Here is a 25,400-nt window from a genome sequence, read left to right on the forward strand (position 1 = left end):
GGATTCTTCTTCTCTTTTACCTATGTTTTTTAGTAGACTAGTAAAGTACATGCAATACAAGAATTAGGAGGAATTTAGAAATGTCTAACGGAGAACGTATTACAGTCGACAATGGTGTATTAAACGTACCAAATCAACCGGTGATCCCTTTTATCGAAGGTGACGGTACAGGTCCTGATATTTGGGCTGCTGCTTCACGTGTATTAGAAGCTGCTGTTGAAAAAGCATATAATGGTGAAAAAAAGATCGTTTGGAAAGAAGTACTAGCAGGAGAAAAAGCATTTAACCAAACAGGTGAATGGCTTCCTGCTGAAACTCTTGATGTGATTCGCGATTACATAATTGCGATTAAAGGACCATTAACAACGCCAGTAGGCGGAGGAATCCGTTCTTTAAACGTTGCTTTAAGACAAGAGTTGGATCTATTTACTTGTCTACGTCCTGTTCAATACTTTAAAGGTGTTCCTTCACCAGTTAAACGTCCTGAAGACACAAACATGGTTATCTTCCGTGAGAATACAGAAGATATTTATGCAGGTATCGAATATGCAAGTGGATCTGATGAAGTTAAAAAGTTGATTCAATTCCTACAAGATGAAATGGGTGCTAACAAAATTCGTTTCCCTGAAACTTCTGGTATTGGTATCAAACCTGTTTCTTCAGAAGGTACTCAACGTCTTGTTCGCGCAGCTATTCAGTATGCGATCAATGAAGGACGTAAGAGTGTAACATTAGTTCATAAAGGAAACATCATGAAGTATACAGAGGGTGCTTTCAAGAACTGGGGATATGAGTTAGCAGAAGCTGAGTTTGGTGACAAAGTATTCACATGGGCTCAGTATGACCGCATCGTTGAAGAAAGCGGAAAAGATGCTGCAAACAAAGCACAAGCAGATGCTGAAGCTGCAGGAAAGATCATTGTTAAAGACTCTATCGCTGATATCTTCTTACAACAGATCTTAACTCGTCCAGCTGAGTTTGATGTAGTTGCAACAATGAACTTAAATGGAGATTACATCTCTGATGCTCTTGCAGCACAAGTTGGTGGTATCGGTATCGCACCAGGTGCTAACATCAACTACGAGACAGGACATGCTATCTTTGAAGCAACTCATGGTACTGCACCGAAGTATGCTGGTCTTGATAAAGTAAACCCATCATCTGTAATTCTTTCAGGTGTGTTGATGCTTGAACATCTAGGATGGGGAGAAGCTGCTAAATTAGTACTTTCTTCTATGGAAAACACAATCGCAAGTAAAGTTGTTACTTACGATTTTGCACGTTTGATGGACGGCGCTACAGAAGTTAAATGTTCTGAGTTTGCTGACGAACTAATTAAAAACATGTAATCTAAACGACCCCTTTTTATAAGGGGTTTTCTCAACATCATTTATACTTTTAAAACTGTTCCTGGAGGGGAAAACATGGCTAACAAACGAAAAAAGATTTCGGTTATTGGTGGAGGATTTACAGGAGCAACAACGGCTTTTATCTTAGGACAAAAAGAAGTTGGGGATGTAGTATTAGTTGATATTCCTCAAATGGAAAACCCTACAAAAGGTAAAGCGCTCGACATGATGGAAGCAAGTCCTGTTCAAGGTTTTGATGCGTTAATTACAGGTACTAGCGATTATGCAGATACAGCTGAATCCGATGTTGTCGTTATAACAGCGGGAATTGCTCGTAAACCTGGGATGAGCCGTGATGACCTCGTGAACACAAACGCTGGGATCATGAAAAGTGTAACGAAAGAAATCGTTAAACATTCTCCTGATTGCACGATTATCGTTTTAACAAATCCAGTTGATGCGATGACTTACACGGTATTAAAAGAGTCTGGTTTCCCTAAAAGCCGTGTAATCGGACAATCTGGAATACTAGATACAGCACGTTTCCGTACGTTTGTTGCTATGGAGCTTAACGTTTCTGTAAAAGATGTTACTGGTTTTGTTCTTGGTGGTCACGGAGACGATATGGTGCCACTCGTACGCTACTCTTATGCAGGTGGAATTCCGTTAGAGAAATTAATCTCTAAAGAACGTCTAGATGCAATTGTTGAGCGCACACGTAAAGGTGGAGGAGAGATCGTTAATCTCTTAGGTAACGGATCTGCTTATTATGCTCCAGCAGCTTCTTTAGTTGAGATGGTAGAAGCGATTGTTAAAGATCAGCGTAGAGTGCTTCCATCTATCGCTTTCTTAGAAGGGGAGTATGGTTACGATGGTATCTGTCTTGGCGTTCCAACGATTCTTGGGGGTGGTGGTCTTGAAGAGATCATCGAACTTGAGCTGACTGCAGAAGAGAAAGCAGCGCTTGATCAATCGGCTGAATCTGTTAAATCAGTTATGAAAGTATTAGCATAAGCGTGTGAGAGATTCGGGTTAACTCCCGAATCTTTTCTCCTGTTAAAAATGAAAGCGTTATCATAATGAGGGGGTCATTAAATGCTGATCGGAAAAAAACGAAAACTTGGACGGAAAATAGATGAGATCCAAGCTGGAGAAAAATTAGAGATGCAAGAAACGATAGAAGATAAAGATCTTCTTTTGTATTTAGGCTTAACGAACGACAATAACCCATTATTTATCCAACACGATTATGCAACACTAACACCTTATAAAAAGCCAGTCGTCCCTCAGGTTATGTTAATGGGAATGGTGACATCAGCGGTATCAAAATATTTACCGGGTCCTGGTAGTTCCATCGTAGAATCCAGTTTTACATTTATTAAACCCGTTTATCATTATTCGAAATTAACTTTTTTATTTGAAATTACGGAAGTTAACAGAGATAAGCATATTGTTAATATGAACGTTAGAGCTGAAAATGAGGAAGGAATCGAAGTGCTGAAGAGTACCTTGCAAGTTTGTCCCCCATATGCTCCAAAATCAATTACATCTAATACGATGGAAAATTTCTAAACCTTTCTTATGAAAGGTTTATTTTTACGTTCATTTTTCTGAAGCAGTTTTATATGTAGTAATTACGATTAAATCCGTAGAATAGAAGGAAATATAAGAATAAAACGCCTTTAATGTAAAGGAAATGTTAAGTATATGTAAAGCCACTATGAAAATTTTGCGTTTTTTGTACACACTATAAAAAAAATAGTATGATGAATTTGTACAAGTCGTAAAAAGGTGGGAATATGATGAGCCAAAAGTTACTCGTAGTAGAAGATGAAATTTCGATCTCAACATTGTTGCAATTTAACTTAGAACAAGCAGGATTTCAAGTAGTTACGGCAATGGATGGCAAGAGTGGATTAGAAAAAGCGGAAAGCGAAGAACCTAATCTAATCATATTAGACCTTATGCTGCCGGAAATGGATGGAATAGAAGTATGTAAAGAACTCCGTCTAAGAAAACTAAATATTCCTATTCTCATGTTAACGGCTAAGGATGATGAGTTTGATAAAGTGTTGGGCCTAGAGTTAGGTGCGGACGATTATATGACAAAACCGTTCAGCCCAAGAGAAGTGGTTGCAAGGGTAAAGGCAATCCTCCGCAGGTCAACATCAGTCAATACAGAATCAGAAAAGAAAAAAGAAGAAGTAGAACATCTTAAAATTGGTGAGGTTGATATTTATCCAGAAAACTATGAAGCATATTTCAAGGAAAAAGCACTAGAACTTACACCAAAAGAATTTGAACTACTCGTCTATCTTGCTAGACACAAGAGTCGTGTGCTTTCAAGGGAACAGCTGCTTTCTGCAGTTTGGAATTATGATTTTGTAGGTGACACACGAATTGTGGATGTTCATATCAGTCATTTAAGGGAGAAAATCGAGACTAATACACGTAAGCCAATTTATATTAAAACCATAAGGGGATTAGGTTATAAGCTAGAGGAGCCTCAATAATGCATGATTTTAAGAACCGAGTACTTACCTTTTTCCTGCTCGGTATTTTATTGGTTTTTATTCTATTAGCTCTAATCATGGGGAACATTGTTCACCATAGTGTGAAAGATAAGAGGATGGCTTTTTATAAAGGTGAATTAAGTTTGATCGAACAGGTTCTCAAGACTGAAGAGTCGAAGCTAGTCATCATGAATCTTTTAAGAACGGCTTCTAAAGATCTTGATGGTGAGATTTATGTCGTCGATTCAGATTGGAACGTGAAATATTCATCGGACACAAATAGTCCTAGAAACATGTCTTTGTTCAAAAAAGAAAATGTGCCGAATAGTGAAAAACTAGCTCAAAAGAATGAGAACGGCAAATTATACTATACGTTAAAAAAGAGAGACGAGACGGGATATATTCAGGTCGTTATACCAGAAGATGCTGCAGAATCAGAAGAAAGATCGATTTGGATCATGATGTCAATTGGTTTCCTGATCTGTTTTATCATCATTCTATACGTGTCGCTTAAAGTGATTCATAAGATCGTCAGACCTGTAGAAGAGGCGACACAGACTGCGAAAGAGCTTGCAAAAGGTAATTTTAAAGCGAGAACGTATGAGTATTTTGGAGAAGATATCGGAGAGTTGAACTACTCATTAAACGTATTAGCACGGAACTTAGAGAAGATGACAAAATCCCAAGAATCTCAGCATGATCGCTTGATCACATTAATAGAGAATATGGGAAGCGGACTTATTCTTATTGATAAAAACGGCTATATCAACTTAGTAAACAAAACGTTCAAAGAACTCTTTAAAGAACATACAGATTATTGGACGGGTCATCTCTTCTATGAAGTATTTCCTTACACATCCATCAAGGAAATTGTAAAAGAAACATATTTAACTGAAAAAAAAGTGAGAAGAAATACTGTGATTCCTATTCACATCGATACAAAACATTTTGATGTCTATAGTGCGCCTGTCATGAACGCTAGAGGTAAGCTTAAAGGAATCGTGCTGGTTTTTCACGATATTACAGAGCTTAAGAAACTTGAGCAAGTAAGAAAAGATTTCGTTGCTAACGTCTCACATGAACTTAAAACGCCGATCACATCATTGAAAGGTTTTGCTGAGACTTTATTAGATGGTGCTGGTGAGAATAAAGAATATCGTAACAAGTTTTTAACGATCATGTTAAATGAAAGTGATCGGCTACAGGCGCTAATACAAGACTTGTTAGATCTTTCTAAAAGTGAACAAGGTTTTCACCTGGAAACTCAATCTGTTGATCTTGGTGCTTTAGTAAACGATACCTTTGAGATTCTTCAGCCTAAAGCTGAAAAGAAAGGTATTGTTCTATCGGTAGATATTTCTGGTAAAACGGTTATGGATGGAGATTCGCCTCGATTGAAACAAATCATCATTAATCTTGTTTCGAACAGTTTAACTTACACGCCTGCTGGTGGCCGTGTAAATGTAATAGTGGAAGAACTAAAAGACCATGTAAAGTTATTGATCACAGACACAGGAATCGGTATCAAGGAAAGTGAGATTCCTCGTATATTCGAAAGGTTCTACCGTGTAGATAAAGCTAGAAGTAGAAATTCAGGAGGTACTGGATTAGGGCTTGCAATCGTCAAGCATCTGGTAGAAGCTCATCACGGAACAATAGAAGTTCAGAGTAAGCCAGGAGAAGGGTCACAGTTTACAATTCTGTTTCCGAAGAAATTTGAGTTGTAAGATTTACAATTCTTTTACACATTTGTTTTCTTTAGTTAACAGTTTAATCTTATGATTAAAGTATCCTTTTTCAGTACCCCCTTAGCGAGAGTCCATCATGGATTCTCGCCTTTTTTATGGCCAAGAGCTATTCTGTTCCTACTTTTTTGTTTCTGGTTGTCATCGTGATACAATAGATGATAGAAGAAATGTCCTCAGGAGGTTACGGACTTGGCGAAAACAAATAAATTAGTACTTATTGATGGAAATAGTATTGCATACAGAGCTTTTTTTGCTCTACCTCTTTTAAACAACGACAAAGGTGTTTATACAAACGCTGTGTATGGTTTCACACAGATGCTTTTAAAGATTTTAGAAGACGAGAAGCCTACACATATCCTTGTTGCTTTTGATGCCGGGAAAACAACATTCCGCCATAAGACATTTGGTGAATATAAAGGCGGGCGTCAGAAAACCCCGCCGGAATTATCTGAACAGTTTCCGTTTATCAGACAATTATTAGATGCATTTAAAATCAAACGCTATGAGCTTGAAAATTACGAAGCAGATGACATCATTGGAACCCTTGCTTCTTATGCTGCTGATGGAAACTGGGATGTGAAAGTGTTTACAGGAGATAAAGATTTACTTCAACTCGTTACGCCTGATGTTGAAGTCGTGTTAACTCGAAAAGGAATCACTGAGGTGGAGGCATACACCGTAGAACAAGTGAACGAGCGGTACGGAATTACACCTCATCAAATCATAGATATGAAGGGCCTAATGGGAGACCCTTCCGACAATATTCCAGGAGTACCTGGAGTTGGTGAAAAGACTGCGATCAAATTGATCAAACAATATGGAACGATTGAAAAAGTTCTTGATTCAATAGATGAGATTTCAGGTGCTAAGCTTAAAGAGCGATTAACAGAGAATAAAGAACAAGCCATCATGAGTAAAGAGCTTGCTACGATAACGAAAGAAGCTCCTATTGAAATCGGACTAGATGAAACCAATTACGACGGTTATGAAACGTCCTCAGTATTCCCTCTTTTCAAAGAGTTAGGATTTAATTCATTGCTTGAACGATTAGGCGGAGATGAAGAAATTCTTCAAGATGAGGAAAAAGAAGAGCTTAGCTTTAAAACGGTTTCGAAAATTGAAGCTGACATGTTAAAAACTCCTTCATCCCTAATCGTAGAAACGTTAACTGAAGATTATCATAAAGCAAAAATTCATGGTTTTGCTGTAAGTAATGATGCCGGGACATTTTATATTCCAGCAAGTCTTGCTGATCAATCAGAAGAATTTCATGAATGGCTGCAAGATCAGAACCAAAAGAAGAGAATGTTTGATGCTAAGAGAGCACACGTAGCCTTACATGGGCAAGGGATCGTCTTGAATGGTATTGATTTTGATATCCAGCTCGCGTCCTATCTGCTTAATCCTTCCGAAACTTTAGATGAAGTGGCAGATGTTGCGAAGCAGTATGGGAAGTCTAACGTAGACGTGAATGAAGCTGTGTATGGAAAAGGTGCTAAGAAAAAGCTGCCAGAAGATGAAGCGGTACTTGCCGAGCACCTCTGCAGAAAAGCGCATACGGTCTTTCAGTTGAGTGATCTTCTGGATGAGAAATTAAAAGAAAATGAACAGAGTGATCTATTCTATCAGCTAGAGATGCCATTAGCTCTTGTATTAGCCAAGATGGAAGAATTTGGCGTAAAGGTAAAATCAGATACCCTCCAAAAGATGGGTGCTGACTTAGATATTCAGTTAACAGCATTAGAAAAAGATATACACGAACTTGCTGGAGTATCATTTAATATAAACTCACCTAAACAATTGGGTGAAATATTATTTGAGAAGCTGAACTTGCCTCCTGTTAAGAAAACTAAAACGGGATACTCAACTTCTGTTGATGTATTAGAGAAGTTAGAAGGCAAGCATGAGATCATTAATAAGATCCTTATCTATCGTCAGCTCGGAAAGTTAAGATCTACTTATATTGAAGGTCTGCTAAAAGTGGTAAAAGAAGATACGGGTAAGATTCATACACGGTTCAATCAGGTTCTCGCGCAAACGGGAAGACTGAGTTCTATCGATCCGAACCTTCAAAACATTCCGATCCGTTTAGAAGCAGGAAGAAAGATCAGACATGCCTTTGTTGCCTCACAGCCTGGTTGGAAAATTCTTGCGGCAGACTATTCACAGATCGAGCTTCGTGTATTGGCTCATATCTCTCAAGATGAAAACTTGATGGAAGCATTTAAAACAGAGATGGATGTTCATACGAAAACGGCCATGGACGTCTTTCATGTAGAAGAAAGCGAAGTTACGTCTGAGATGAGAAGACACGCTAAAGCCGTTAACTTTGGAATCGTATACGGAATCAGTGATTATGGTTTATCACAAAGCTTAGGGATTACGAGAAAAGAAGCTGGAGAATTTATTGCATCTTATTTGGATAGTTTCCCTGGTGTTCAGCAGTACATGAAGGACAGTGTTTCTGAAGCCAAACAAAATGGCTTTGTTTCAACGCTGCTTCATAGACGCCGTTATCTGCCTGAAATTAATAGCCGAAACTTTAACCTTCGTAGTTTTGCAGAAAGAACAGCAATGAACACACCGATTCAAGGAACAGCTGCAGACATCATAAAAAAAGCGATGGTCGATATGGATCAACGTTTAATAGATGAGAAACTTGAAGCGAAAATGCTGCTTACTGTGCATGATGAACTTATTTTTGAAGTGCCAGAAAATGAACTGCAAAAACTTGAAGAGGTCGTTTGCGAAGTGATGGAATCAGCAGTAGAACTTGATGTACCACTAAAGGTAGATGTAAATTGGGGAGATTCCTGGTTTGAAGCAAAATAGTAATAAAAACAGCATCCTCTAGATTCAGGGTGCTGTTTTTTCTAATAAGGTTGGTGAAGAGATGCCTGAGTTACCTGAGGTCGAAAATGTCAAAAACACATTGAATCAATTTCTTCCAGGAAAGATGATTACAGATGTGAAAATACATTGGGAAAATATTATTAAACATCCTGGAACAGAAGAATTCATTTTGAAGCTAAAAGGTCAAACTTTTCAAACCGTGTATCGAAGAGGTAAGTTTTTAATTTTTCATCTTGATGAGGATGTGTTAGTTTCTCACCTAAGGATGGAAGGGAAATATGGGTTATCTCAAAGCGAGGAACCAGCTGATAAACATACGCATGTTATTTTTCAGTTCTCTGATGGAACCGAACTAAGATATCGAGATGTGAGAAAGTTTGGGACGATGCATCTGTATCCAAAAGGAACAGAAGAAAGTCATGCGCCATTGAAAACTTTAGGTATTGAACCATTGTCAGATTCATTAACAGCTGCACTCTTAAAAAAGCTGTTTGCTAATCGAAAACGTAATATAAAATCGGTATTGTTAGATCAGACTCTTATTGCTGGTTTAGGCAACATTTATGTCGATGAAGTATTATTTCAGGCTGGAATCCATCCAGAGACCCAAGCGAATAAATTAACGCTGCCCCGGTTAAAAAAATTAAAAACCGCGATAACAGAAATTCTTTCTGAGTCTGTGAAGCACGGAGGAAGCTCGATCCGCTCGTACACGAACGCAGTTGGAGAGACGGGTGGATTTCAGCTGAAACTATTTGTTTACGGTAGAAAAAATGAAGCATGTCGCGTATGTGGTAGTGAGATTGAACGATTAGTTGTAGCGGGTAGAGGCACTCATATTTGTAAGACTTGTCAAAAATAAACCATTTCTGTGCTCCTTTCATATACTACGTTTACCGTTAACTGAAAGGAGTACAGGAACAATGGTGGCTTACTCTTTTGTTTTGTTGGCATTAGCCGTCAGCCTGGACAGTTTTGGAGCCGGATTAACGTATGGAATGAAATCCATTAAAATTCCTTTTCGCTCCATTATCATCATCGCAATATGTTCAGCTGTTACCTTTTTACTTTCGATGTTGCTTGGATTTACGTTAGAACAATTTATTTCACCTAAGACAGGTGAAATATTGGGAGGCGTGATTCTTCTAGGAATCGGAATCTACTCTCTATGGCAGGTTTTCTTACCAGAGAAAGAGAACGTTGAGTGCTTGGAAAAAGAACCTAAGAACATTGTGCTATTTGAAATCAAATCGTTAGGAATCGTCATACACATTCTAAAGAAACCAGTTATGGCTGATATTGATAAGTCTGGATCCATTACGGGCTTAGAAGCCGTATTGCTTGGAATAGCATTATCGCTTGATGCATTTGGAGCAGGAATAGGCGCCGCACTCATCGACCTGTCACCTTCATTAACAACCATTACCATTGCGTTGATGAGTGCTTTATTCTTATGGGGTGGTATGATACTAGGATTATATCTTTTCAACAAAACAAACTGGATGAAGGGTCTGTCCGTTCTGCCAGGAGTTTTACTGATCGTAATGGGATTATTAAAAATGTAACCGTGGAGGATAACTTGTGATTATTGGATTAACAGGAGGCATCGCTACAGGAAAGTCAACAGTCAGTAACATCATCAAGAGTCAAGGAATTCCGGTTGTGGATGCCGATATTATTTCAAGAGAAGTTGTTATGCCAGAGAAAGAAGCGTATGAGAAGATTGTAGCCTGTTTTGGCGACCAAATATTAAATGATGACAAGACGATAAACAGAGCAGGATTGGGAGAAATCATCTTCAACGATTCAGAAAAAAGAACGATGTTGAACGAGATTGTTCATCCTGCTGTAAGAAAAGAAATGAGACGGCAAGCAGATGCTTATCAACGCTCTAGTGAGTCTTTAGTGGTGATGGATATACCACTTTTATTTGAGAGTAAGTTAACACATATGGTTGATCGAACGTGGTTAGTCTATGCTGCACCAGAAGTGCAGCTTCAACGATTGATCAAACGTGATCAGTTTTCAGAAAAGCAAGCATTGTCTAGAATTCACTCGCAGATGCCGATCACTGAGAAAAAGGAACTGGCAGATGTTGTTATCATGAATAATGGTTCTCTGTCAGAATTAGAAAATGATGTTCTTTTATTACTTAAACAAACAAAAAAACAGACCTGATTTTCTTTTCAGGTCTGTTTTTTTTGTATATAAGCCCTTTTTTAGCCTAATTCAAATAAAAGTATGTTCTTTTCAAGTGTCAATATGATATACTAATTATAGATAGATACAAGTTAGAGTATAACACATTGGAAGGAGCAGCTTCATGAAAGCAAAAATTGCAATTAATGGCTTGGGGAGAATCGGAAGAATGGTCTTCCGCAAAATGATGGAGAACGATGAATTTGAGGTTGTAGCTGTTAATGCCAGCTATCCAGCTGAAACTCTTGCTCATATGGTTAAGTACGATTCTATACATGGAACGTATTCTGGAGATGTTGTTGCTGGAGAAGATGCCCTTTTTGTTAATGGAAAAAAAGTCCAATTAGTTAACTCTCGCGATCCTCGTGAATTACCTTGGGGAACGTTAGGCGTTGATATTGTTATAGAAGCAACGGGGAAATTTGTTTCACAAGAATCTGCTGGTCTTCATATCGAAGCGGGTGCTAAGAAAGTAATTATCACTGCTCCAGGGAAAGACGAAGACATTACAATTGTTATGGGAGTAAATGATAGCGATTACATTTCATCTAAACATCATATTATTTCTAATGCATCGTGCACAACCAACTGTTTAGCACCTGTGATTAAAGTGCTAGATGATCAGTTCGGGGTACAATCTGGCATGATGACAACTGTACATGCTTATACGAACGATCAAAAGAATATTGATAATCCTCACAAAGACTTAAGACGTGCACGTGCATGTGGAACATCAATCATTCCAACCTCTACAGGTGCTGCAAAAGCCATTTCAAAAGTCTTGCCTCACTTAGAAGGTAAATTGAATGGTATGGCACTCCGTGTTCCAACACCTAATGTTTCTTTGGTGGATGTTGTTGTGGAATTGAAGACTCCTGTATCGAAAGACCAAGTGAATCACGCTTTCCAATCTGCTTCTGAAGGTTCGATGCGTGGGATCTTAGGTTACAGCGATCTTCCACTCGTTTCGATTGATTATAACGGAAATGAAAATTCTTCAATCGTAGATGGCTTATCTACGATGGTAATGGACGGAAACAAAGTGAAGGTCCTTGCTTGGTACGACAATGAATGGGGTTATTCATGCAGAGTAGTAGATCTAGCGAAACATGTAAGTGTTGCTTTAAATATGCCAGTACAAGAAAAAAATGTTTCTGTATCATAAAAACGTTAGTAAAAATAGATAAATGAGTAAGGGCTGGATTACACATCAGCTCTTTTTTTCGCTTCAACGAACCAGTATATTTCGATTGATCTTTATCCTTAAAAAACAATAAAAATTTGATGTAAAAAAATTTGCCCATAGTTATTGCAAATAAATTTTAAAAGAAGTATACTATGATTCGTGAACTTCAAATAAAGCAAACAAAGGCATTGAATGCTACTTAAAGGGTTAGGACCTCTTTGGACTAACTTGCCCCCGTGGTAGATGTTCGATACCGCATGCTTGAAGGCATGATTATTTTTAAAAGGGGGACTATGCTAATGGATACAATGGGAAGACACGTAATTGCTGAGTTATGGGGTTGTGATTCTGAAAAACTAAATGACATGAAATTTATTGAAGAGACATTCGTTGACGCTGCATTGAAAGCAGGTGCAGAAATTCGTGAGGTTGCTTTTCATAAATTTGCTCCACACGGTGTAAGTGGAGTTGTTATTATCTCTGAATCTCATCTAACTATTCACAGTTTTCCTGAGCATGGTTATGCAAGTATTGATGTATATACGTGTGGAGATCGAATCGATCCTAACGTAGCTGCTGATTACATTTCGGAGGCACTTGGCGCTAAAAAGCGCGAAAACTTGGAAGTTCCTCGTGGAATGGGTCCAATTTCTGTTGCCAAATCAAAAGTTACTGCTCAATAATTTAAAACAGAATGTACGTGAGGTGTGAGAAATCACACCTCTTTTTTATTCGCTCTTTTCTAAAAAGATTGTTGCTTTTAACTCCTTGTCACCTTTGACAGTTGATTGGAGTGGAAAGCGAGCAGCCTGGAACGAAAATCAACACTTCCAAGAGCAACAATGTTTAGGAAAACAGCCTTTTTATTTCACTCATAATAGGGAATAATAGGGTACAAATTATATTGCTTTGGAGGACTACTATGTTTAGAAAACTTCAAAATCTCATGGAAAATCATGCGGAAACGAGTGAACAGCATGTGGACGAAAGACTTAGAACCCATTATTTTAAAGCTAATAAACCAGAAGTTATGAAAGTGATCAAACAAATCCTAGATGAAGACACAAATTTTCATGAGCTCGGTTTTTCAGAAGAAAGGGGAGAGGTAACGTTTGAAGTTAGACAGCCTAAGAGTGCGTTTGTCGTTATTAGTATAGTAACAGTTAAAGCGAACCGAACTGCTGTAGATTTGAACGTTTCAACAGAATCTGCTCTACCTTTTAATTTTGGCAACAACCAAAGACTAATCGTTAACATTTATGAGATCTTAAAAGGAAAACTAACGTTTGTTGGGACGTCAATGGCTGAAAAATTGTAGGAATAGCTTGTCACATTCCTCCCTTTTCTTTAAGATAGATAGAGAATAGAAAATTTTTTGGGGATGATTACAATGAGGTGTCCTACTTGCCAGCACAACGGAACAAAAGTGCTTGATTCAAGACCTGTACATAGCGGAAGATCCATTCGCCGCAGAAGGGAATGTGAATCTTGCAGCTATAGATTTACTACATTTGAAACGGTAGAACAAACACCGCTTATCATTGTTAAAAAGGGCGGGGAACGAGAAGAGTTCAGCCGTGAAAAGATCCTTAGAGGGCTTATTAAAGCTTGTGAAAAAAGGCCAGTCCCCTTGGAAACGCTTGAAAATATAGTAGACAGCATTGAAAAAGAATTGAGAAACTCAGGTGCATCTGAAGTTTCAAGTACAGCCGTTGGTGAACAGGTGATGGAACATCTGTCTAAAACGGATGAGGTTGCTTATGTAAGATTTGCCTCTGTATACCGTCAATTTAAGGATATCAATGTTTTTATACAGGAATTGAAAGAACTAATTAACAAGGAGGAGCGTTAAAGCGTATCTTAGACTGCTGTAACGCTCTTTTTATTCCACTATCAAACCGAATTCTACTTTGTTAGAAAACGGCTAAAATAATGAACAAACTACTCTGGCTGACGATACTAACATCCGTCGGCCAGCTTACTTTAAAGACTTTTTAAAAAAGGGTGAAAACGATGACGGTACATTTTCAGGAAGTTGTGCCCGTTGATACGTATTCCGTCCAGTGCAAGGGTATGTTGCATGAAATCGATCATAAAGTTCTTACCATGCTATATCAGCCGTTGGTTGGCGCATTTGCACATAGTTTATACATGACATTATGGTGCGAAGTAAATATGGATCGGCAGACACAAAAACATCAGCACCTCATGAACGTAACTCAGTTCTCGTTAAAAGATATTTTATCGGGAAGAAAGAAACTAGAAGCGATTGGTCTCTTGAAGACGTTCAAGAAAGACGGCGATAGTTCCAGGGAGTACATTTATGAGCTTCAGCTCCCACTTTCGCCAAATGCTTTTTTTACAGATGGCTTTTTAAGCATATATCTCTTTAATCGTTTAGGAAAAGCAAAATTTAATGAAGTAAGAGAGTCCTTTTATATCGCTCAAACGGATGTGTCGGATTATAAAGATGTGACCGCTTCATTCAGTGATGTGTTTACTTCTTTGCACCCTTCTGAAATGTCCTCAAAGAGTTATGCAGAAATTAACGAAAACGTTCTTCCAAAAGATGTCTCTTTACATGAAAAAGGCATTCATGGGAAAGTTGTACTAAGTGAGTCTACCTTTGATTTTGAAGCGATGGTGAATCAGATCTCATCTTTTATCGTGCCTAAAGAGGTAATCACTCCAAAATTAAAGGAAGCCATCTATAAGTTGGCATATATTTATCAGTTACAACCGATGGATATGAGCAAGCAGATTCAGAACGTATATTACTCGACGGGCGAAATTTCTGCAGAGAACTTAAGGAAAGAAATTCAGAAATGGTATCGCTTCGAACATGAAGAAGGTCTGCCGGTTCTATCTTTAAAAACGCAGCCAGTTCCATTAAAGGCTCTTCATGGCATGCAGCCTCAATCAAAAGAAGAAGAACTTATCAAATATTTTGAAGAAGTGTCACCTTATCGTTTGTTAGAAGATTACTCAGGTACCACTCCTTCAGAAGTAGATTTAAAACTCGTTGCCTATTGTATGATCGATCAGAATCTAACGCCAGGCGTTACGAATGTTCTTTTAGATTACGTACTATCTGAGAATGATATGAAGCTAGCAAAAGGGTTGATCGAACGAATTGCCTCACATTGGGCTCGCAAAAAAGCACAAACGGTAATAGAGGCAATGACCTTAGCACGCGATGAAAAAAGAAAATATAAAGAATGGCAAGATAAAAAGGTCAATTCGGGTTCTTATAATAAAGGAAATAAAAAGAGTAACGTAACGGTTCCTGACTGGCTGAAACAGGATAAGGTGTCTACGAGTCAGACTGATGATTCAAGCACTGATGCTACAGAGGATGAGAACCGTAAATGGCTTGAGAGTTTGTTGAATAGTTCGAAATAAAGGGGGGAAATAATATGGAATCCATACAGGAATCTGTTAAAAATATGCCGGGGTTTGATAAGTTTCAAGAAAGATTTGAGCAAATGAAGCAACAAGTACTTACAGACCCAGGGGTCATGCGTTTTCTGAGAGAGAACCCTGACATATCAGATGTCCATGCGGAAAAATTATTGTCCAGTTTTTACACCTTTAAGAACGAACAGCATGCTTGCCGCAATTGTCCGGGTTTAGAGAATTGTCCCAACCTCATGCAAGGGTATCGTTCTGAACTAACGAAAGTGAGACAGACAGTAGAACTAAGATACAAACCATGTGAACTAAAAGTCATCGATGAACAAAAGAAATCCATGACTTCATTGATTAAGAGTTACTTTATACCAAAAGAGATCCTCGAAGCGAGATTTGATCGTTTGTACAAGCATAGTATTGATGAAACAAGACGTAATGCGATCTCGAAGGCTTATGAATTTGTCCAGATGGCAGGTTCGGGTCATCAAGCAAAAGGGATCTACTTCTACGGAAAGTTTGGCGTTGGTAAAACGTATCTTCTAGGTGCGATCGCAAATGGTTTAGCCGAGAAAGGTGTACACTCTCTGATCATTCATACACCGGAGTTTCTTCGTGAAATGAAATCTTCACTTTCAGACGGTACATTTGATTCGAAGATGGAACTGTTAAAGACTGTGCCCGTATTGATGCTTGATGACCTTGGTGCTGAGAATATGACGAACTGGGTCAGAGATGAAATTATTGGCGTTATTCTTCAATATCGAATGATGGAAAAACTGCCTACTCTCTACACATCCAATTGTGATTATGATATGCTGCAGCAGCATCTATCGTATTCTCAAAAAGGTGGACTTGATGAACTGAAAGCTCTTAGAATCATGGAGCGGATCAAACACTTAAGTACTCCTATCTTTATGGGCGGAAATAAAAATTTCAGAGAAGATTATTAATATAGTTTCTGCTCTTTTAAAGGGCAGGAGCTTTTTTCTTGAAAACACAAAGCTGTCTCTTCAACTAAAATATGATAGGATAAGAACAGACAAGATCTTAAGACATTGTATTCGGAGGTTACCGATGAGTATAGAATCTATTTTACAAAAAGCTTTAGAAGGTGAACGTTTATCGGTAGAAGATGCCGTTAAACTTTATGAAAGTGATGAAGTAGAACGCATGGGAGAAGTTGCGGATATTATTATGAAAAGGTGGCATCCTGAACCGATTACCACATTCGTAATTGGCCGTAACGTAAACTATACAAATTTTTGTGATACATATTGCAGATTCTGCGCGTTCTATAGAGCGCCAGGAAGCAGTGAAGGTTATGTGTTGGATGATGAAGTAATCTTTCAAAAGATACAAGAGACCGTTGATGTAGGTGGTACAGAAATTCTTATGCAAGGTGGAACAAATCCTAACTTGCCATTCAGCTACTATACGGACTTGTTAAGAGAGATCAAAAAGCGCTTTGATATCACGATGCATTCCTTTTCTCCAGCAGAAGTATGGAAGATGGTTGAAGTGTCTGGTCTATCACTAGAGGAAGTGCTCCGTGAACTGAAAGCAGCCGGGCTTGATTCTCTTCCAGGAGGCGGAGCAGAAATTTTAGATGACCGCACCCGTAAGAAGATCAGCAGGCTTAAAGGCTCTTGGACAGAGTGGATCGACTGTATGAAAACAGCTAAAAAAGTTGGACTGCATTCTACTGCTACGATGGTTATTGGATTTGGTGAAACATTCGAAGAACGCGCACTTCATCTACAGCGTGTTCGTGATGCACAAGACGAGACAGATTGTTTCTTAGCTTTCATCTCTTGGACGTTCCAACCGGATAACACGAACATGAAGGCTGAAAAGACAACTCCGAGAGAATATCTGAAGAATGTTGCGATCTCTCGAATCTTCTTAGATAACATACCTAACTTCCAGTCATCTTGGGTTACGATGGGACCTGAAGTAGGTAAAAAATCTCTTCACTACGGCTGCAACGATTTTGGTAGCACGATGATGGAAGAAAACGTTGTTTCAGCTGCTGGAACGACACACAAAGTAAATACGAACTTAACATTGCGATTGATTCGTGAAGCAGGTAAGATCCCTGCACAACGAAATACAAAATACGAAACACTTCGTGTGTTTGAAGATGAAGAAAAAGCTGAAAAAGATTTTGTGATGCAAAACTAACTTAAGAGCGAAGCACTTGGCATTTTTTATGTCAGGTGCTTTTTTTTATTTAATAATGTATAGGTTAAAGAACAGATTTAAAGTTTCATAATAAAGATGCACTGTAAGGCTCTGAGAAGGTGTTTTTTTTGATATCAAATATTTTAATAAGTGACTTTCGTATTAAAAATAATTATCGTAATTTTCCTTATATTTAAAATTTTGTGTATAATATAAGAATATTTAGAATAAAGGGGGAAATATCAGAATGGAAATGAAACGAAAATTTAAAATGGGACTAATAGGTTTATCTGCTGCGTTTCTAGTAGCGTGCTCGTCTGGTTCTGGTGATAAGTTGACGGTGGGAACAGATGCGGCATATGCCCCCTTTGAATCCTTAGACGGTGATAAAATTGTAGGATTCGACGTTGATCTACTCGATGCGGTGATGAAGGAAGCAGGATTGGATTATGAATTAAAAAATAAGGGGTGGGACCCGTTATTTATTGCTCTTCAGAATGAAGAAGTTGATGCAGGGATCTCTGCTATTACGATCAATGACGATCGTAAGAAAAGTTATGACTTTTCTTCGCCATACTTTGAATCGATCAACATGATTTTAGCAAAAGAAGGAACATCGATTAAGAGTGCAAAGGACTTAGAAGGAATGAAGGTAAGTGTGCAGAACGGAACGACTGGACAAGCAGCACTTGAAAAGATGTTTGGTAAAAGTGAAAACATAAAGAAATATGAAAACAATGTATTAGCGATACAAGCACTATTAAACGGTGAAGTAGAAGCGGTAGTAGCGGATAACGCGGTAGTACAAGAATATGAAAAGAATAACCCGGATAAAAAACTAGTAACAATCAGCGATAAAGAAAATTTCGAGAGTGAATTTTATGGAATCATCTTCCCTAAAGATGGTGAACATCAAGAAGAGATTAACAAAGCGATGAAGAAAATTATTGATGATGGAAAATATACTGAAATCTATAAAAAATGGTTTGGTGAAGAACCAAATGTAGATGTGCTGAAACAATAACATTCTCAGGAGGTCTTCATGGATTACTCTTTACAGATTATTAGTGATTATATGCCCTTATTTTTAAAAGGAACATGGGTAACCGTTCAGTTATCATTTTTGGCGATTCTATTCGGTACGATTTTAGGATTATTCATCGGGCTCGGCAAAATGGTGAAGAACCCTTTTATTCATCTTCCGTGCATGTGGTATATCAGTTTTTTTCGAGGTACACCGTTACTGGTTCAGATCCTTTTGATCCATTCAGCGCTCATGCCACTGTTCATGAAGCCGCCTAACGTGTTCATTTCAAGCGTTCTAGCTCTTTCGCTTAATGCGGCTGCTTATATTGCAGAGATATTTAGAGCAGGGATACAATCGATCGATAAAGGGCAGATGGAAGCAGCGCGGTCGCTCGGTATGAATCATGTACAAGCTATGAAACATGTTATTCTGCCGCAAGCATCTCGAAGAATGATTCCGCCGCTAGGTAACGAGTTTATTGTACTTATTAAGGATTCATCCTTAGTTTCCATCATTGCTACCCCAGAATTGATGTATTACGCTAGAGCGATGATGGGCCAATACTACCGACCGTGGGAACCATACATGACTGCCGCTTTAATGTACTTAATTCTAACGCTTGGCATGGCGTTTATCTTATCAAGAATCGAGCGTAAATTTGTTTATTAAGAACAACCCTACCCCACAGGGTTGTTTTTTCTTTTGTAAGTAACATGTTTTAGGACCTCGTCCCATATAGTGTATTATTGAGGATTTTATATGGGGGGGACTTATTTGGTCGCGATTGCTTTTTCACACCCATCAGATGGTATAGCTGTTTTGAAGAGAATGATTCGAATAGCAGCTGAGCATAAAATAAACCCTTCCTTTGCCAAATTATCTGAAGCTTCTTCTAAAATTCTTGAATTGCACATACAGGAGAGAAAAACGATCATATTGGATGTGTTAACAGAATTTACTCGAAACAAAGTAGAGGATATTTGTTTAAAGGAAATGATTGAACAAGCATTTTGTTACAGCGATTCAGCAGAGCAAAAAGAGATCTTATCTATCACAAAAAGTATCATGCTTGGTGAGATTGAAGGGATACCTGATGTTAAACACCTGCCAAGCTTAAATGAACTGATCAGAAGGCAATGGGAATCTATTATTGACGCTAAAACAGATTTCTTAGAATTTGAATCGTTCATTAAGTTTAGGTTGAAAGAGTATTTAGCAACTTTACTGAAGATTGTTGAATGTGCGATTGATGAGTACAAGTTAGAACTTGAGTACCAAATGTTCGTAGAGCAGTTAAGAACATGCTTAACGAAACAAAGGTCTTTTACTTCAGCTGATATCGTCGTTATTTTTGAACAAGAGCAGATTCTTCTTTTTGATGAACATCAAAATCAGCTAACGCATACTGAATTGACGATGTTTCATGAAAAAGCACTACGCCTAACGAATGTGGCGAATTTAGACGAAAGACTTTTAGGGCCTTTAGTTGGAATCTCTCCAAATGCCACTAGGATCTATGCATATGATATGGACCATCCATTGCTTCAAACGGTAAAGAACATCTTTCAGGAAAAGGTCACGATCACACCGATTGAAAGGATGTCCTACAAGGAACATCGATTCTTTCGAAAAAAAGAGTCATAAACTTACAGAGTCCTCTTGCTTTTTGAAAAACGACTGCATATAATAGGTGTATAATTTTATCATTCAATCTGTATTGATAAGGACATGAAGCATATTTTTACGGTTCATAGAGAGGGAAGTCTTGGCTGGAAGCTTCCTAACACGGAAAATGGCTTTACCACCTTGGAACTTCAGCGGTGAACATCTTTAGTAATCGCTGACGGTCGCAGTCCGTTACACTGTCCGAGTGCCGATTGGCTTGTTTAAAGTTGTCGGAACAAGGGTGGAACCACGAGATCATCACTCGTCCCTTCTATAGGGACGGGTGTTTTTTGTTTTCAATCAGATAAGATTCTAAGATAAAAAGGAGATGTTTTATATGTCGTCAATTTCAATCAAGTTCCCTGACGGTTCAGTCAAGGAATTTCCTAAAGGCGTTACTTCAGAACAAGTAGCAGAGAGTATCAGCCCAAGTTTAAAGAAAAAAGCAGTTGCTGGGAAAGTAAATGGACAATTATATGATTTTTCACGTCCTATCAAAGAAGATGCATCGATCGAGATCGTGATGCAGGATTCTAAAGAAGGTCTTGAAATGACAAGACACTCAAATGCCCATTTGCTTGCTCAAGCGCTTAAGCGTCTTTACCCAGACGTGAAGCTTGGTATTGGACCAGTTATCGATAACGGGTTTTACTATGATGTAGACATGTCTCATAACTTAACACCAGAAGATCTGCCTGCGATCGAAAAGGAAATGAAGAAGATCGTTAATGAAAATCTTCCGATCGTACGTAAAGAAGTGAGTCGTGAAGAAGCTCTTGAGATTTACGAAAAATTGAACGATCATTTAAAGCTTGAGCTGATCCGTGACCTTCCAGAAGGTGAGAAGATCACAATCTATGAACAAGGTGAGTTCTTCGACCTTTGCCGCGGACCACACGTTCCATCGACTGGAAAGATCAAAGCGTATAAATTAATGAGCATCTCTGGTGCTTACTGGCGTGGAGATAGCGACAATCAAATGCTTCAACGTATTTATGGTTCAGCGTTCTTAAGCCAAAAAGACCTTGACGAGTATCTTCACTTTATTGAGGAAGCTCAAAAACGTGATCACCGTAAACTAGGAAAAGAATTAGAGTTATTCATGTTCTCAGAAGAAGCACCAGGAATGCCGTTCTATCTTCCTAACGGCCAGACAATCCGTACTGAGCTTGAGAATTTCTCTCGTGAACTTCAACGCCAAGTGGATTACGATGAAGTACGTACGCCGTTTATGATGAATCAGCGTCTATGGGAACAATCAGGTCACTGGGATCACTATCATGAAAACATGTACTTCTCTGAAGTAGATGATACAAAATTTGCGATGAAGCCGATGAACTGCCCAGGTCACATGTTGATCTTTAAGAACAAACTTCATTCTTATAGAGATCTTCCTGTACGTATGGCTGAATTCGGTCAAGTGCATCGTCACGAATATAGCGGCGCACTGAACGGTATGATCCGTGTTCGTACGTTCTGTCAAGATGATGCGCATATCTTTGTTACACCACAGCAGATCGAAAGTGAAATTAAAAACGTATTTAAGTTAGTGGATAAAATCTACAGCACGTTTGGATTCGAATATTCGGTAGAACTCTCAACTCGTCCAGAAGATTCTATGGGTGATGATCGTTTATGGGATCAAGCTGAGGGCGCATTGAAAAACGTTCTAGAAGATCTAGGGATGAACTATCACCTGAACGAGGGAGATGGAGCGTTCTACGGTCCAAAGATCGACTTCCATATTAAAGATGCTCTTAAGAGAAGTCATCAGTGTGCAACGATTCAGTTGGACTTCCAGATGCCAGAAAAGTTCGATCTAACGTACGTAGATGAAAACAACCAAAAGGTTCGTCCGGTCGTTATCCACCGTGCGATCTATGGTTCGATCGACCGTTTCTTAGGGATTTTAGTTGAGCACTTTGCTGGGGCGTTCCCTACATGGCTCGCACCAGTACAAGTGAAACTGATTCCAGTATCAGATGTTCATAATGAATACGCGTATAAGCTTCAAGAAGATTTGAAGCAGCATGCTGTACGTGTTGAGATTGATACTAGAAATGAAAAGATGGGTTACAAGATTCGTGAAGCTCAAATGAAGAAGATTCCTTACATGCTTGTTCTAGGTGATAAGGAGATCGAAGACAATGCCGTTAACGTTCGTAAATATGGTGAGCAAAAGTCAGAGACTGTTTCTTACGAAGATTTCCGAGATAAGATTTTAGCTCAAATTAATGAAAAGAGATAAGGATATTGAGAGAGCGGCCAATGTTGAGTTGGCCGTCTTTTTTTGTTGGGAAATGAAAAGTGGACAGTATTTTATTGAAAGTGGACAGTAAAATGCCCAAAGTAGACAGTAAATCAAGAAAAGTGGACAGTAAATACGCAAGAGTGGACAGTAAAACAACAAAACCAAACCGATGAATAAAAAAACTCTTGCATTCCTTTCGTAAACGAAGTAAAATTAATTTCGTTGCTGTTATTACATTCGTTGTTTGACACGCATATCTCCATTGTGTTATAGTATGTAAGGTTAATAAAATAAGCAAAAGCATCAAACAAGCAGAAGCACCCGCTTCTCACCTGACTCGACGCCAACAAAGGCTGTTGATGGGTAGATGGATATTCAGGCATGTCAAAGTGTACATAGCCGGTTTACTATGTGTGGGTGATCGTTGCGCCGACGCTTTTTTTATTTGCAGAAATAACAAGCTGAGTGTTTTAAAGCACTCACTGAAAAAATTTGGAGGTGACTTACTATTAGTAAGGACATGTCTGTCAATGAAGGTATTCGTGCTCGTGAGGTTCGCTTAATCGGTCCTGATGGAAGCCAGCTTGGCATTAAATCTAGACAAGAAGCTTTGGATCTTGCTACAAACGCAAATCTTGACCTTGTACTCGTTGCTGCAACTGCTAAACCGCCAGTATGTCGTATCATGGACTACGGTAAGTTTAAATACGAGCAACAACGTAAAGATCGTGAAGCACGAAAAAATCAAAAGGTCATTACGACTAAAGAGATTCGTCTAAGTCCAACGATTGAGGAAAACGACTTTAATACAAAGCTTAGAAATGCCCGTAAGTTCCTTGAAAAAGGCGACAAAGTAAAAGCAAGTATTCGTTTCCGTGGACGTGCAATCACTCATTCTCAAATCGGAAAAACGGTATTGGAAAAGTTAGCGAAAGAATGTGAAGATCTTTCTACGGTTGAAACGAAACCGAAAATGGAAGGTCGTAGCATGTTCCTTATCCTTGCGCCTAAAGCCGAAAAATAATTTTTACCAGGGAGGATAACCATTATGCCTAAAATGAAAACTCATAAAGGTGCTGCGAAGCGCTTTAGAAAAACTGGATCAGGTAAATTAAAGCGTGCTCGCGCTTATACTAGTCACTTGTTTGCTAACAAGTCAACTAAAGCTAAGCGTAAGCTTCGTAAAGCGAAACTTGTTCACAGCGGTGACTACAAGCGCATCCGCACATTGTTAACTTACAAAAAACGTTAATCGTTCATCAATCGATTTAAAAATAGGAGGTTTTTAATATGCCAAGAGTAAAAGGTGGCTATGTAACACGTCGTCGTCGTAAGAAAGTTCTTAAACTAGCTAAAGGCTATTTCGGTTCCAAACATAAATTATTTAAAGTAGCACAACAACAAGTATTCAAATCACTTATGTACGCTTACCGTGACCGTCGTCAAAAGAAGCGTGACTTCCGTAAGCTTTGGATCACTCGTATCAACGCTGCTGCTCGTACAAACGGTCTTTCTTACAGCCGTTTAATGCACGGACTTAAACTTGCGGGTATCGACATCAACCGTAAGATGCTTTCTGAAATTGCTATCACAGATGAAAAAGCTTTCGCTGAATTAGCTTCAAAAGCAAAAGACAGCCTAAAAGCTTAAGTAAAAAAAGAAAAGATCATTTCCTCATTTGATGGAGATGATCTTTTTTCATTCTGAAGGGAAACAACAAGGTGTTAATCATATATCTAATCATTTTAAACGTAGCCGCTTATTATGTTATGAAAAGAGACAAGTTATCTGCTAAAAAGGGCGAATGGCGTACACCTGAAGCGAGACTTTGGTTGATCGCTATTATTGGTGGAGCACCCGGTATGTGGCTTGCTATGAAAAAGTTGCGTCATAAGACTAAGCATCCTTCATTTCGTTACGGGCTGCCTCTTTTAAGTATGTTTATAACGGTTTTAGCAGGCTGGTTTATCTAGAACTATTCCTGTTGAAGATATCGTTTGTCTTTTAAGAACAATCTCCAGAAAATATAGAAACCTGGTGCCAAGATGGCGAGACCCACGATGTACATAATCATTAAGGAATAAAATGTTTCTGGTGCAGTAAACGCCTCATAAATCGTTAGATCAGGATAAACGATGTAAGGCAGATGTGCTAATCCATAACCTACGCTTGCAAGACCATATTGTAAAACAGTTGCTAATAGTGTAAGACGCGGCCGTCCAATTCCTGGACGGTTTTGTTTTGGCCACCAAAGAGAGGCATATGCAATAAAAAACGCAATCAAAGAGAGAATAAACCAGATTTTTTGATCCTTTAGATTATCGATGAGCCAGCTCGATTCTGGTGTTATGAATAGTAATGTGAAAAGCGCGGCGAGCAGGGTCAGTGGTCCTAACAGAATCGCATTGCTCCGATATAACCTATATGCATCCTCTTTTTTAGAGACTCTTGCGTAATCTGCTAAAAACAGTGATGAAAGATACAACTCAGATGTAAGGCCGAATAGCACGTACAAATAGAGTGTTGGGCTTGTGAGCAGCTTTGAGAGCAATAAGCTCTGTGTATCTCCATCAACAGCGATAAATCCACCTTGTGAGATAGGAAGCACGGCAATTAGCAGAGATGGAATAAGCAGGCCAGAGATGCCAGAGATAATAAACATCGTTCTACGATATCCTTGAACGGAATACGAGAACACCATAAATGCACTTCGAATAGCAAGTAAGAAGAGAATCAAAGAAACTGGAACGAGCATAACCGTTCCGAGCGTGTATGCTCCTTTAGGAAAGAAGCCAACAAACGCAACCACTAAAAGAACTAAGAACGTGTTTGTGATCTCCCAAGTAGGAGACAGAAAACGATTTGCGATTCTTCCTGCCATCGTTTTATGGTTGTTGTAGATCATTGCCCAGAATCCAGCTCCAAAATCGATGGAACCGAATATGCTATAGATAAATATAAAGGTCCACATCATCAGAATCGCTAAAACTTCTTCGCTCATCCTGCATTCCTCCTTT

General features: G+C 38.7%; 25 protein-coding genes and 1 other annotated feature. Of the genes, 24 read left to right on the forward strand and 1 reads right to left on the reverse strand.

What is annotated here, in order from left to right; all coding sequences use genetic code 11:
- Positions 1-80 precede the first annotated feature (80 nt).
- The 24 genes from icd (at position 81) to ACFS5O_RS09520 (ending at position 24,356) form a co-directional block, all read left to right on the forward strand.
- A complete protein-coding gene (gene icd, locus ACFS5O_RS09405; RefSeq protein WP_066396762.1) occupies positions 81-1,349 on the forward strand; it encodes an NADP-dependent isocitrate dehydrogenase in 1,269 nt (422 codons plus the stop codon).
- A 75-nt stretch (positions 1,350-1,424) separates the two neighbouring features.
- Positions 1,425-2,363 (forward strand): malate dehydrogenase, encoded by a 939-nt coding sequence (mdh, locus tag ACFS5O_RS09410; protein ID WP_205727034.1) that lies wholly within the window; start codon positions 1,425-1,427, stop codon positions 2,361-2,363.
- An 81-nt stretch (positions 2,364-2,444) separates the two neighbouring features.
- The gene (locus ACFS5O_RS09415) at positions 2,445-2,921 is read left to right on the forward strand and encodes a MaoC family dehydratase (protein WP_205727033.1); all 477 of its coding nucleotides are present in this window, start codon (positions 2,445-2,447) and stop codon (positions 2,919-2,921) included.
- A 230-nt stretch (positions 2,922-3,151) separates the two neighbouring features.
- Entirely contained in the window at positions 3,152-3,862 is a 711-nt protein-coding gene (locus tag ACFS5O_RS09420; RefSeq protein WP_066396754.1) for a response regulator transcription factor, read from the forward strand.
- Positions 3,862-5,589 carry a two-component system histidine kinase PnpS gene (pnpS, locus tag ACFS5O_RS09425; RefSeq protein ID WP_205727032.1) on the forward strand — a complete coding sequence of 576 codons (1,728 nt, stop codon included), beginning with the start codon at positions 3,862-3,864 and terminating at the stop codon, positions 5,587-5,589. Before ACFS5O_RS09420 ends, pnpS begins: the two co-directional genes overlap by 1 nt.
- Before the next feature lie 210 nt (positions 5,590-5,799).
- Positions 5,800-8,442, forward strand: a complete 2,643-nt coding sequence (polA, locus tag ACFS5O_RS09430) for a DNA polymerase I (RefSeq protein WP_205727031.1) — start codon at positions 5,800-5,802, stop codon at positions 8,440-8,442.
- A 61-nt stretch (positions 8,443-8,503) separates the two neighbouring features.
- Entirely contained in the window at positions 8,504-9,325 is an 822-nt protein-coding gene (mutM, locus tag ACFS5O_RS09435) for a DNA-formamidopyrimidine glycosylase (RefSeq protein ID WP_205727030.1), read from the forward strand.
- Between the two features lie 61 nt (positions 9,326-9,386).
- Positions 9,387-10,028 (forward strand): sporulation membrane protein YtaF, encoded by a 642-nt coding sequence (ytaF, locus tag ACFS5O_RS09440; protein ID WP_066396747.1) that lies wholly within the window; start codon positions 9,387-9,389, stop codon positions 10,026-10,028.
- 16 nt (positions 10,029-10,044) lie between these two features.
- Positions 10,045-10,641 (forward strand): dephospho-CoA kinase, encoded by a 597-nt coding sequence (gene coaE, locus ACFS5O_RS09445; protein ID WP_205727029.1) that lies wholly within the window; start codon positions 10,045-10,047, stop codon positions 10,639-10,641.
- Positions 10,642-10,786: 145 nt separating this feature from the next.
- Positions 10,787-11,827 carry a glyceraldehyde-3-phosphate dehydrogenase gene (locus tag ACFS5O_RS09450; RefSeq protein ID WP_205727028.1) on the forward strand — a complete coding sequence of 347 codons (1,041 nt, stop codon included), beginning with the start codon at positions 10,787-10,789 and terminating at the stop codon, positions 11,825-11,827.
- 320 nt (positions 11,828-12,147) lie between these two features.
- The gene (gene speD / locus ACFS5O_RS09455) at positions 12,148-12,531 is read left to right on the forward strand and encodes an adenosylmethionine decarboxylase (protein WP_066396744.1); all 384 of its coding nucleotides are present in this window, start codon (positions 12,148-12,150) and stop codon (positions 12,529-12,531) included.
- A gap of 239 nt (positions 12,532-12,770) precedes the next feature.
- The gene (locus ACFS5O_RS09460) at positions 12,771-13,166 is read left to right on the forward strand and encodes a cytosolic protein (protein ID WP_205727027.1); all 396 of its coding nucleotides are present in this window, start codon (positions 12,771-12,773) and stop codon (positions 13,164-13,166) included.
- 72 nt (positions 13,167-13,238) lie between these two features.
- Complete coding sequence (nrdR, locus tag ACFS5O_RS09465; RefSeq protein WP_066396742.1) at positions 13,239-13,700, forward strand: transcriptional regulator NrdR; 462 nt, start codon at positions 13,239-13,241, stop codon at positions 13,698-13,700.
- Between the two features lie 161 nt (positions 13,701-13,861).
- A complete protein-coding gene (locus ACFS5O_RS09470) occupies positions 13,862-15,250 on the forward strand; it encodes a replication initiation and membrane attachment family protein (protein WP_205727026.1) in 1,389 nt (462 codons plus the stop codon).
- A gap of 14 nt (positions 15,251-15,264) precedes the next feature.
- Positions 15,265-16,209 (forward strand): primosomal protein DnaI, encoded by a 945-nt coding sequence (gene dnaI, locus ACFS5O_RS09475; RefSeq protein ID WP_205727025.1) that lies wholly within the window; start codon positions 15,265-15,267, stop codon positions 16,207-16,209.
- A 124-nt stretch (positions 16,210-16,333) separates the two neighbouring features.
- Entirely contained in the window at positions 16,334-17,440 is a 1,107-nt protein-coding gene (mqnC, locus tag ACFS5O_RS09480; RefSeq protein ID WP_205727024.1) for a cyclic dehypoxanthinyl futalosine synthase, read from the forward strand.
- A gap of 253 nt (positions 17,441-17,693) precedes the next feature.
- A complete protein-coding gene (locus ACFS5O_RS09485; protein WP_205727325.1) occupies positions 17,694-18,464 on the forward strand; it encodes a basic amino acid ABC transporter substrate-binding protein in 771 nt (256 codons plus the stop codon).
- An 18-nt stretch (positions 18,465-18,482) separates the two neighbouring features.
- The gene (locus ACFS5O_RS09490) at positions 18,483-19,136 is read left to right on the forward strand and encodes an amino acid ABC transporter permease (RefSeq protein ID WP_205727023.1); all 654 of its coding nucleotides are present in this window, start codon (positions 18,483-18,485) and stop codon (positions 19,134-19,136) included.
- A 105-nt stretch (positions 19,137-19,241) separates the two neighbouring features.
- Positions 19,242-20,111 carry a sporulation protein YtxC gene (gene ytxC, locus ACFS5O_RS09495; RefSeq protein WP_205727022.1) on the forward strand — a complete coding sequence of 290 codons (870 nt, stop codon included), beginning with the start codon at positions 19,242-19,244 and terminating at the stop codon, positions 20,109-20,111.
- Between the two features lie 64 nt (positions 20,112-20,175).
- Positions 20,176-20,405, forward strand: a binding site (T-box leader).
- A 64-nt stretch (positions 20,406-20,469) separates the two neighbouring features.
- Entirely contained in the window at positions 20,470-22,380 is a 1,911-nt protein-coding gene (thrS, locus tag ACFS5O_RS09500; protein WP_205727021.1) for a threonine--tRNA ligase, read from the forward strand.
- A 523-nt stretch (positions 22,381-22,903) separates the two neighbouring features.
- Positions 22,904-23,407 carry a translation initiation factor IF-3 gene (infC, locus tag ACFS5O_RS09505; protein WP_066396718.1) on the forward strand — a complete coding sequence of 168 codons (504 nt, stop codon included), beginning with the start codon at positions 22,904-22,906 and terminating at the stop codon, positions 23,405-23,407.
- Positions 23,408-23,431: 24 nt separating this feature from the next.
- Entirely contained in the window at positions 23,432-23,635 is a 204-nt protein-coding gene (gene rpmI / locus ACFS5O_RS09510; RefSeq protein WP_066243622.1) for a 50S ribosomal protein L35, read from the forward strand.
- A gap of 38 nt (positions 23,636-23,673) precedes the next feature.
- Positions 23,674-24,033: a 50S ribosomal protein L20 gene (gene rplT / locus ACFS5O_RS09515; protein WP_066291543.1), complete on the forward strand. Its 360-nt coding sequence runs from the start codon at positions 23,674-23,676 to the stop codon at positions 24,031-24,033.
- Positions 24,034-24,104: 71 nt separating this feature from the next.
- Positions 24,105-24,356, forward strand: a complete 252-nt coding sequence (locus tag ACFS5O_RS09520) for a DUF1294 domain-containing protein (RefSeq protein WP_269148762.1) — start codon at positions 24,105-24,107, stop codon at positions 24,354-24,356.
- A gap of 2 nt (positions 24,357-24,358) precedes the next feature.
- On the opposite strand, the gene ACFS5O_RS09525 is transcribed toward ACFS5O_RS09520, so the two are convergent.
- Complete coding sequence (locus ACFS5O_RS09525) at positions 24,359-25,384, reverse strand: cytochrome d ubiquinol oxidase subunit II (RefSeq protein WP_205727020.1); 1,026 nt, start codon at positions 25,382-25,384, stop codon at positions 24,359-24,361.
- Between the last annotated feature and the right edge of the window lie 16 nt (positions 25,385-25,400).

Source organism: Fictibacillus nanhaiensis (genome assembly GCF_042686385.1).
Taxonomy (GTDB): Bacteria; Bacillota; Bacilli; order Bacillales; family Fictibacillaceae; genus Fictibacillus; species Fictibacillus nanhaiensis.

Coding starts and splice junctions, on each gene's coding strand:
- infC (WP_066396718.1), top strand. CDS start 22,904: ATGTCTGTCAATGAAGGTATTCGTGCTCGTGAGGTTCGCTTAATCGGT.
- ACFS5O_RS09420 (WP_066396754.1), top strand. CDS start 3,152: ATGAGCCAAAAGTTACTCGTAGTAGAAGATGAAATTTCGATCTCAACA.
- ACFS5O_RS09490 (WP_205727023.1), top strand. CDS start 18,483: ATGGATTACTCTTTACAGATTATTAGTGATTATATGCCCTTATTTTTA.
- ACFS5O_RS09525 (WP_205727020.1), bottom strand. CDS start 25,384: ATGAGCGAAGAAGTTTTAGCGATTCTGATGATGTGGACCTTTATATTT.
- rpmI (WP_066243622.1), top strand. CDS start 23,432: ATGCCTAAAATGAAAACTCATAAAGGTGCTGCGAAGCGCTTTAGAAAA.
- speD (WP_066396744.1), top strand. CDS start 12,148: ATGGATACAATGGGAAGACACGTAATTGCTGAGTTATGGGGTTGTGAT.
- mdh (WP_205727034.1), top strand. CDS start 1,425: ATGGCTAACAAACGAAAAAAGATTTCGGTTATTGGTGGAGGATTTACA.
- ACFS5O_RS09450 (WP_205727028.1), top strand. CDS start 10,787: ATGAAAGCAAAAATTGCAATTAATGGCTTGGGGAGAATCGGAAGAATG.
- icd (WP_066396762.1), top strand. CDS start 81: ATGTCTAACGGAGAACGTATTACAGTCGACAATGGTGTATTAAACGTA.
- rplT (WP_066291543.1), top strand. CDS start 23,674: ATGCCAAGAGTAAAAGGTGGCTATGTAACACGTCGTCGTCGTAAGAAA.
- ACFS5O_RS09415 (WP_205727033.1), top strand. CDS start 2,445: ATGCTGATCGGAAAAAAACGAAAACTTGGACGGAAAATAGATGAGATC.
- mutM (WP_205727030.1), top strand. CDS start 8,504: ATGCCTGAGTTACCTGAGGTCGAAAATGTCAAAAACACATTGAATCAA.
- nrdR (WP_066396742.1), top strand. CDS start 13,239: ATGAGGTGTCCTACTTGCCAGCACAACGGAACAAAAGTGCTTGATTCA.
- ACFS5O_RS09460 (WP_205727027.1), top strand. CDS start 12,771: ATGTTTAGAAAACTTCAAAATCTCATGGAAAATCATGCGGAAACGAGT.
- thrS (WP_205727021.1), top strand. CDS start 20,470: ATGTCGTCAATTTCAATCAAGTTCCCTGACGGTTCAGTCAAGGAATTT.
- ACFS5O_RS09485 (WP_205727325.1), top strand. CDS start 17,694: ATGAAACGAAAATTTAAAATGGGACTAATAGGTTTATCTGCTGCGTTT.
- dnaI (WP_205727025.1), top strand. CDS start 15,265: ATGGAATCCATACAGGAATCTGTTAAAAATATGCCGGGGTTTGATAAG.
- pnpS (WP_205727032.1), top strand. CDS start 3,862: ATGCATGATTTTAAGAACCGAGTACTTACCTTTTTCCTGCTCGGTATT.
- ACFS5O_RS09470 (WP_205727026.1), top strand. CDS start 13,862: ATGACGGTACATTTTCAGGAAGTTGTGCCCGTTGATACGTATTCCGTC.
- ytaF (WP_066396747.1), top strand. CDS start 9,387: ATGGTGGCTTACTCTTTTGTTTTGTTGGCATTAGCCGTCAGCCTGGAC.
- mqnC (WP_205727024.1), top strand. CDS start 16,334: ATGAGTATAGAATCTATTTTACAAAAAGCTTTAGAAGGTGAACGTTTA.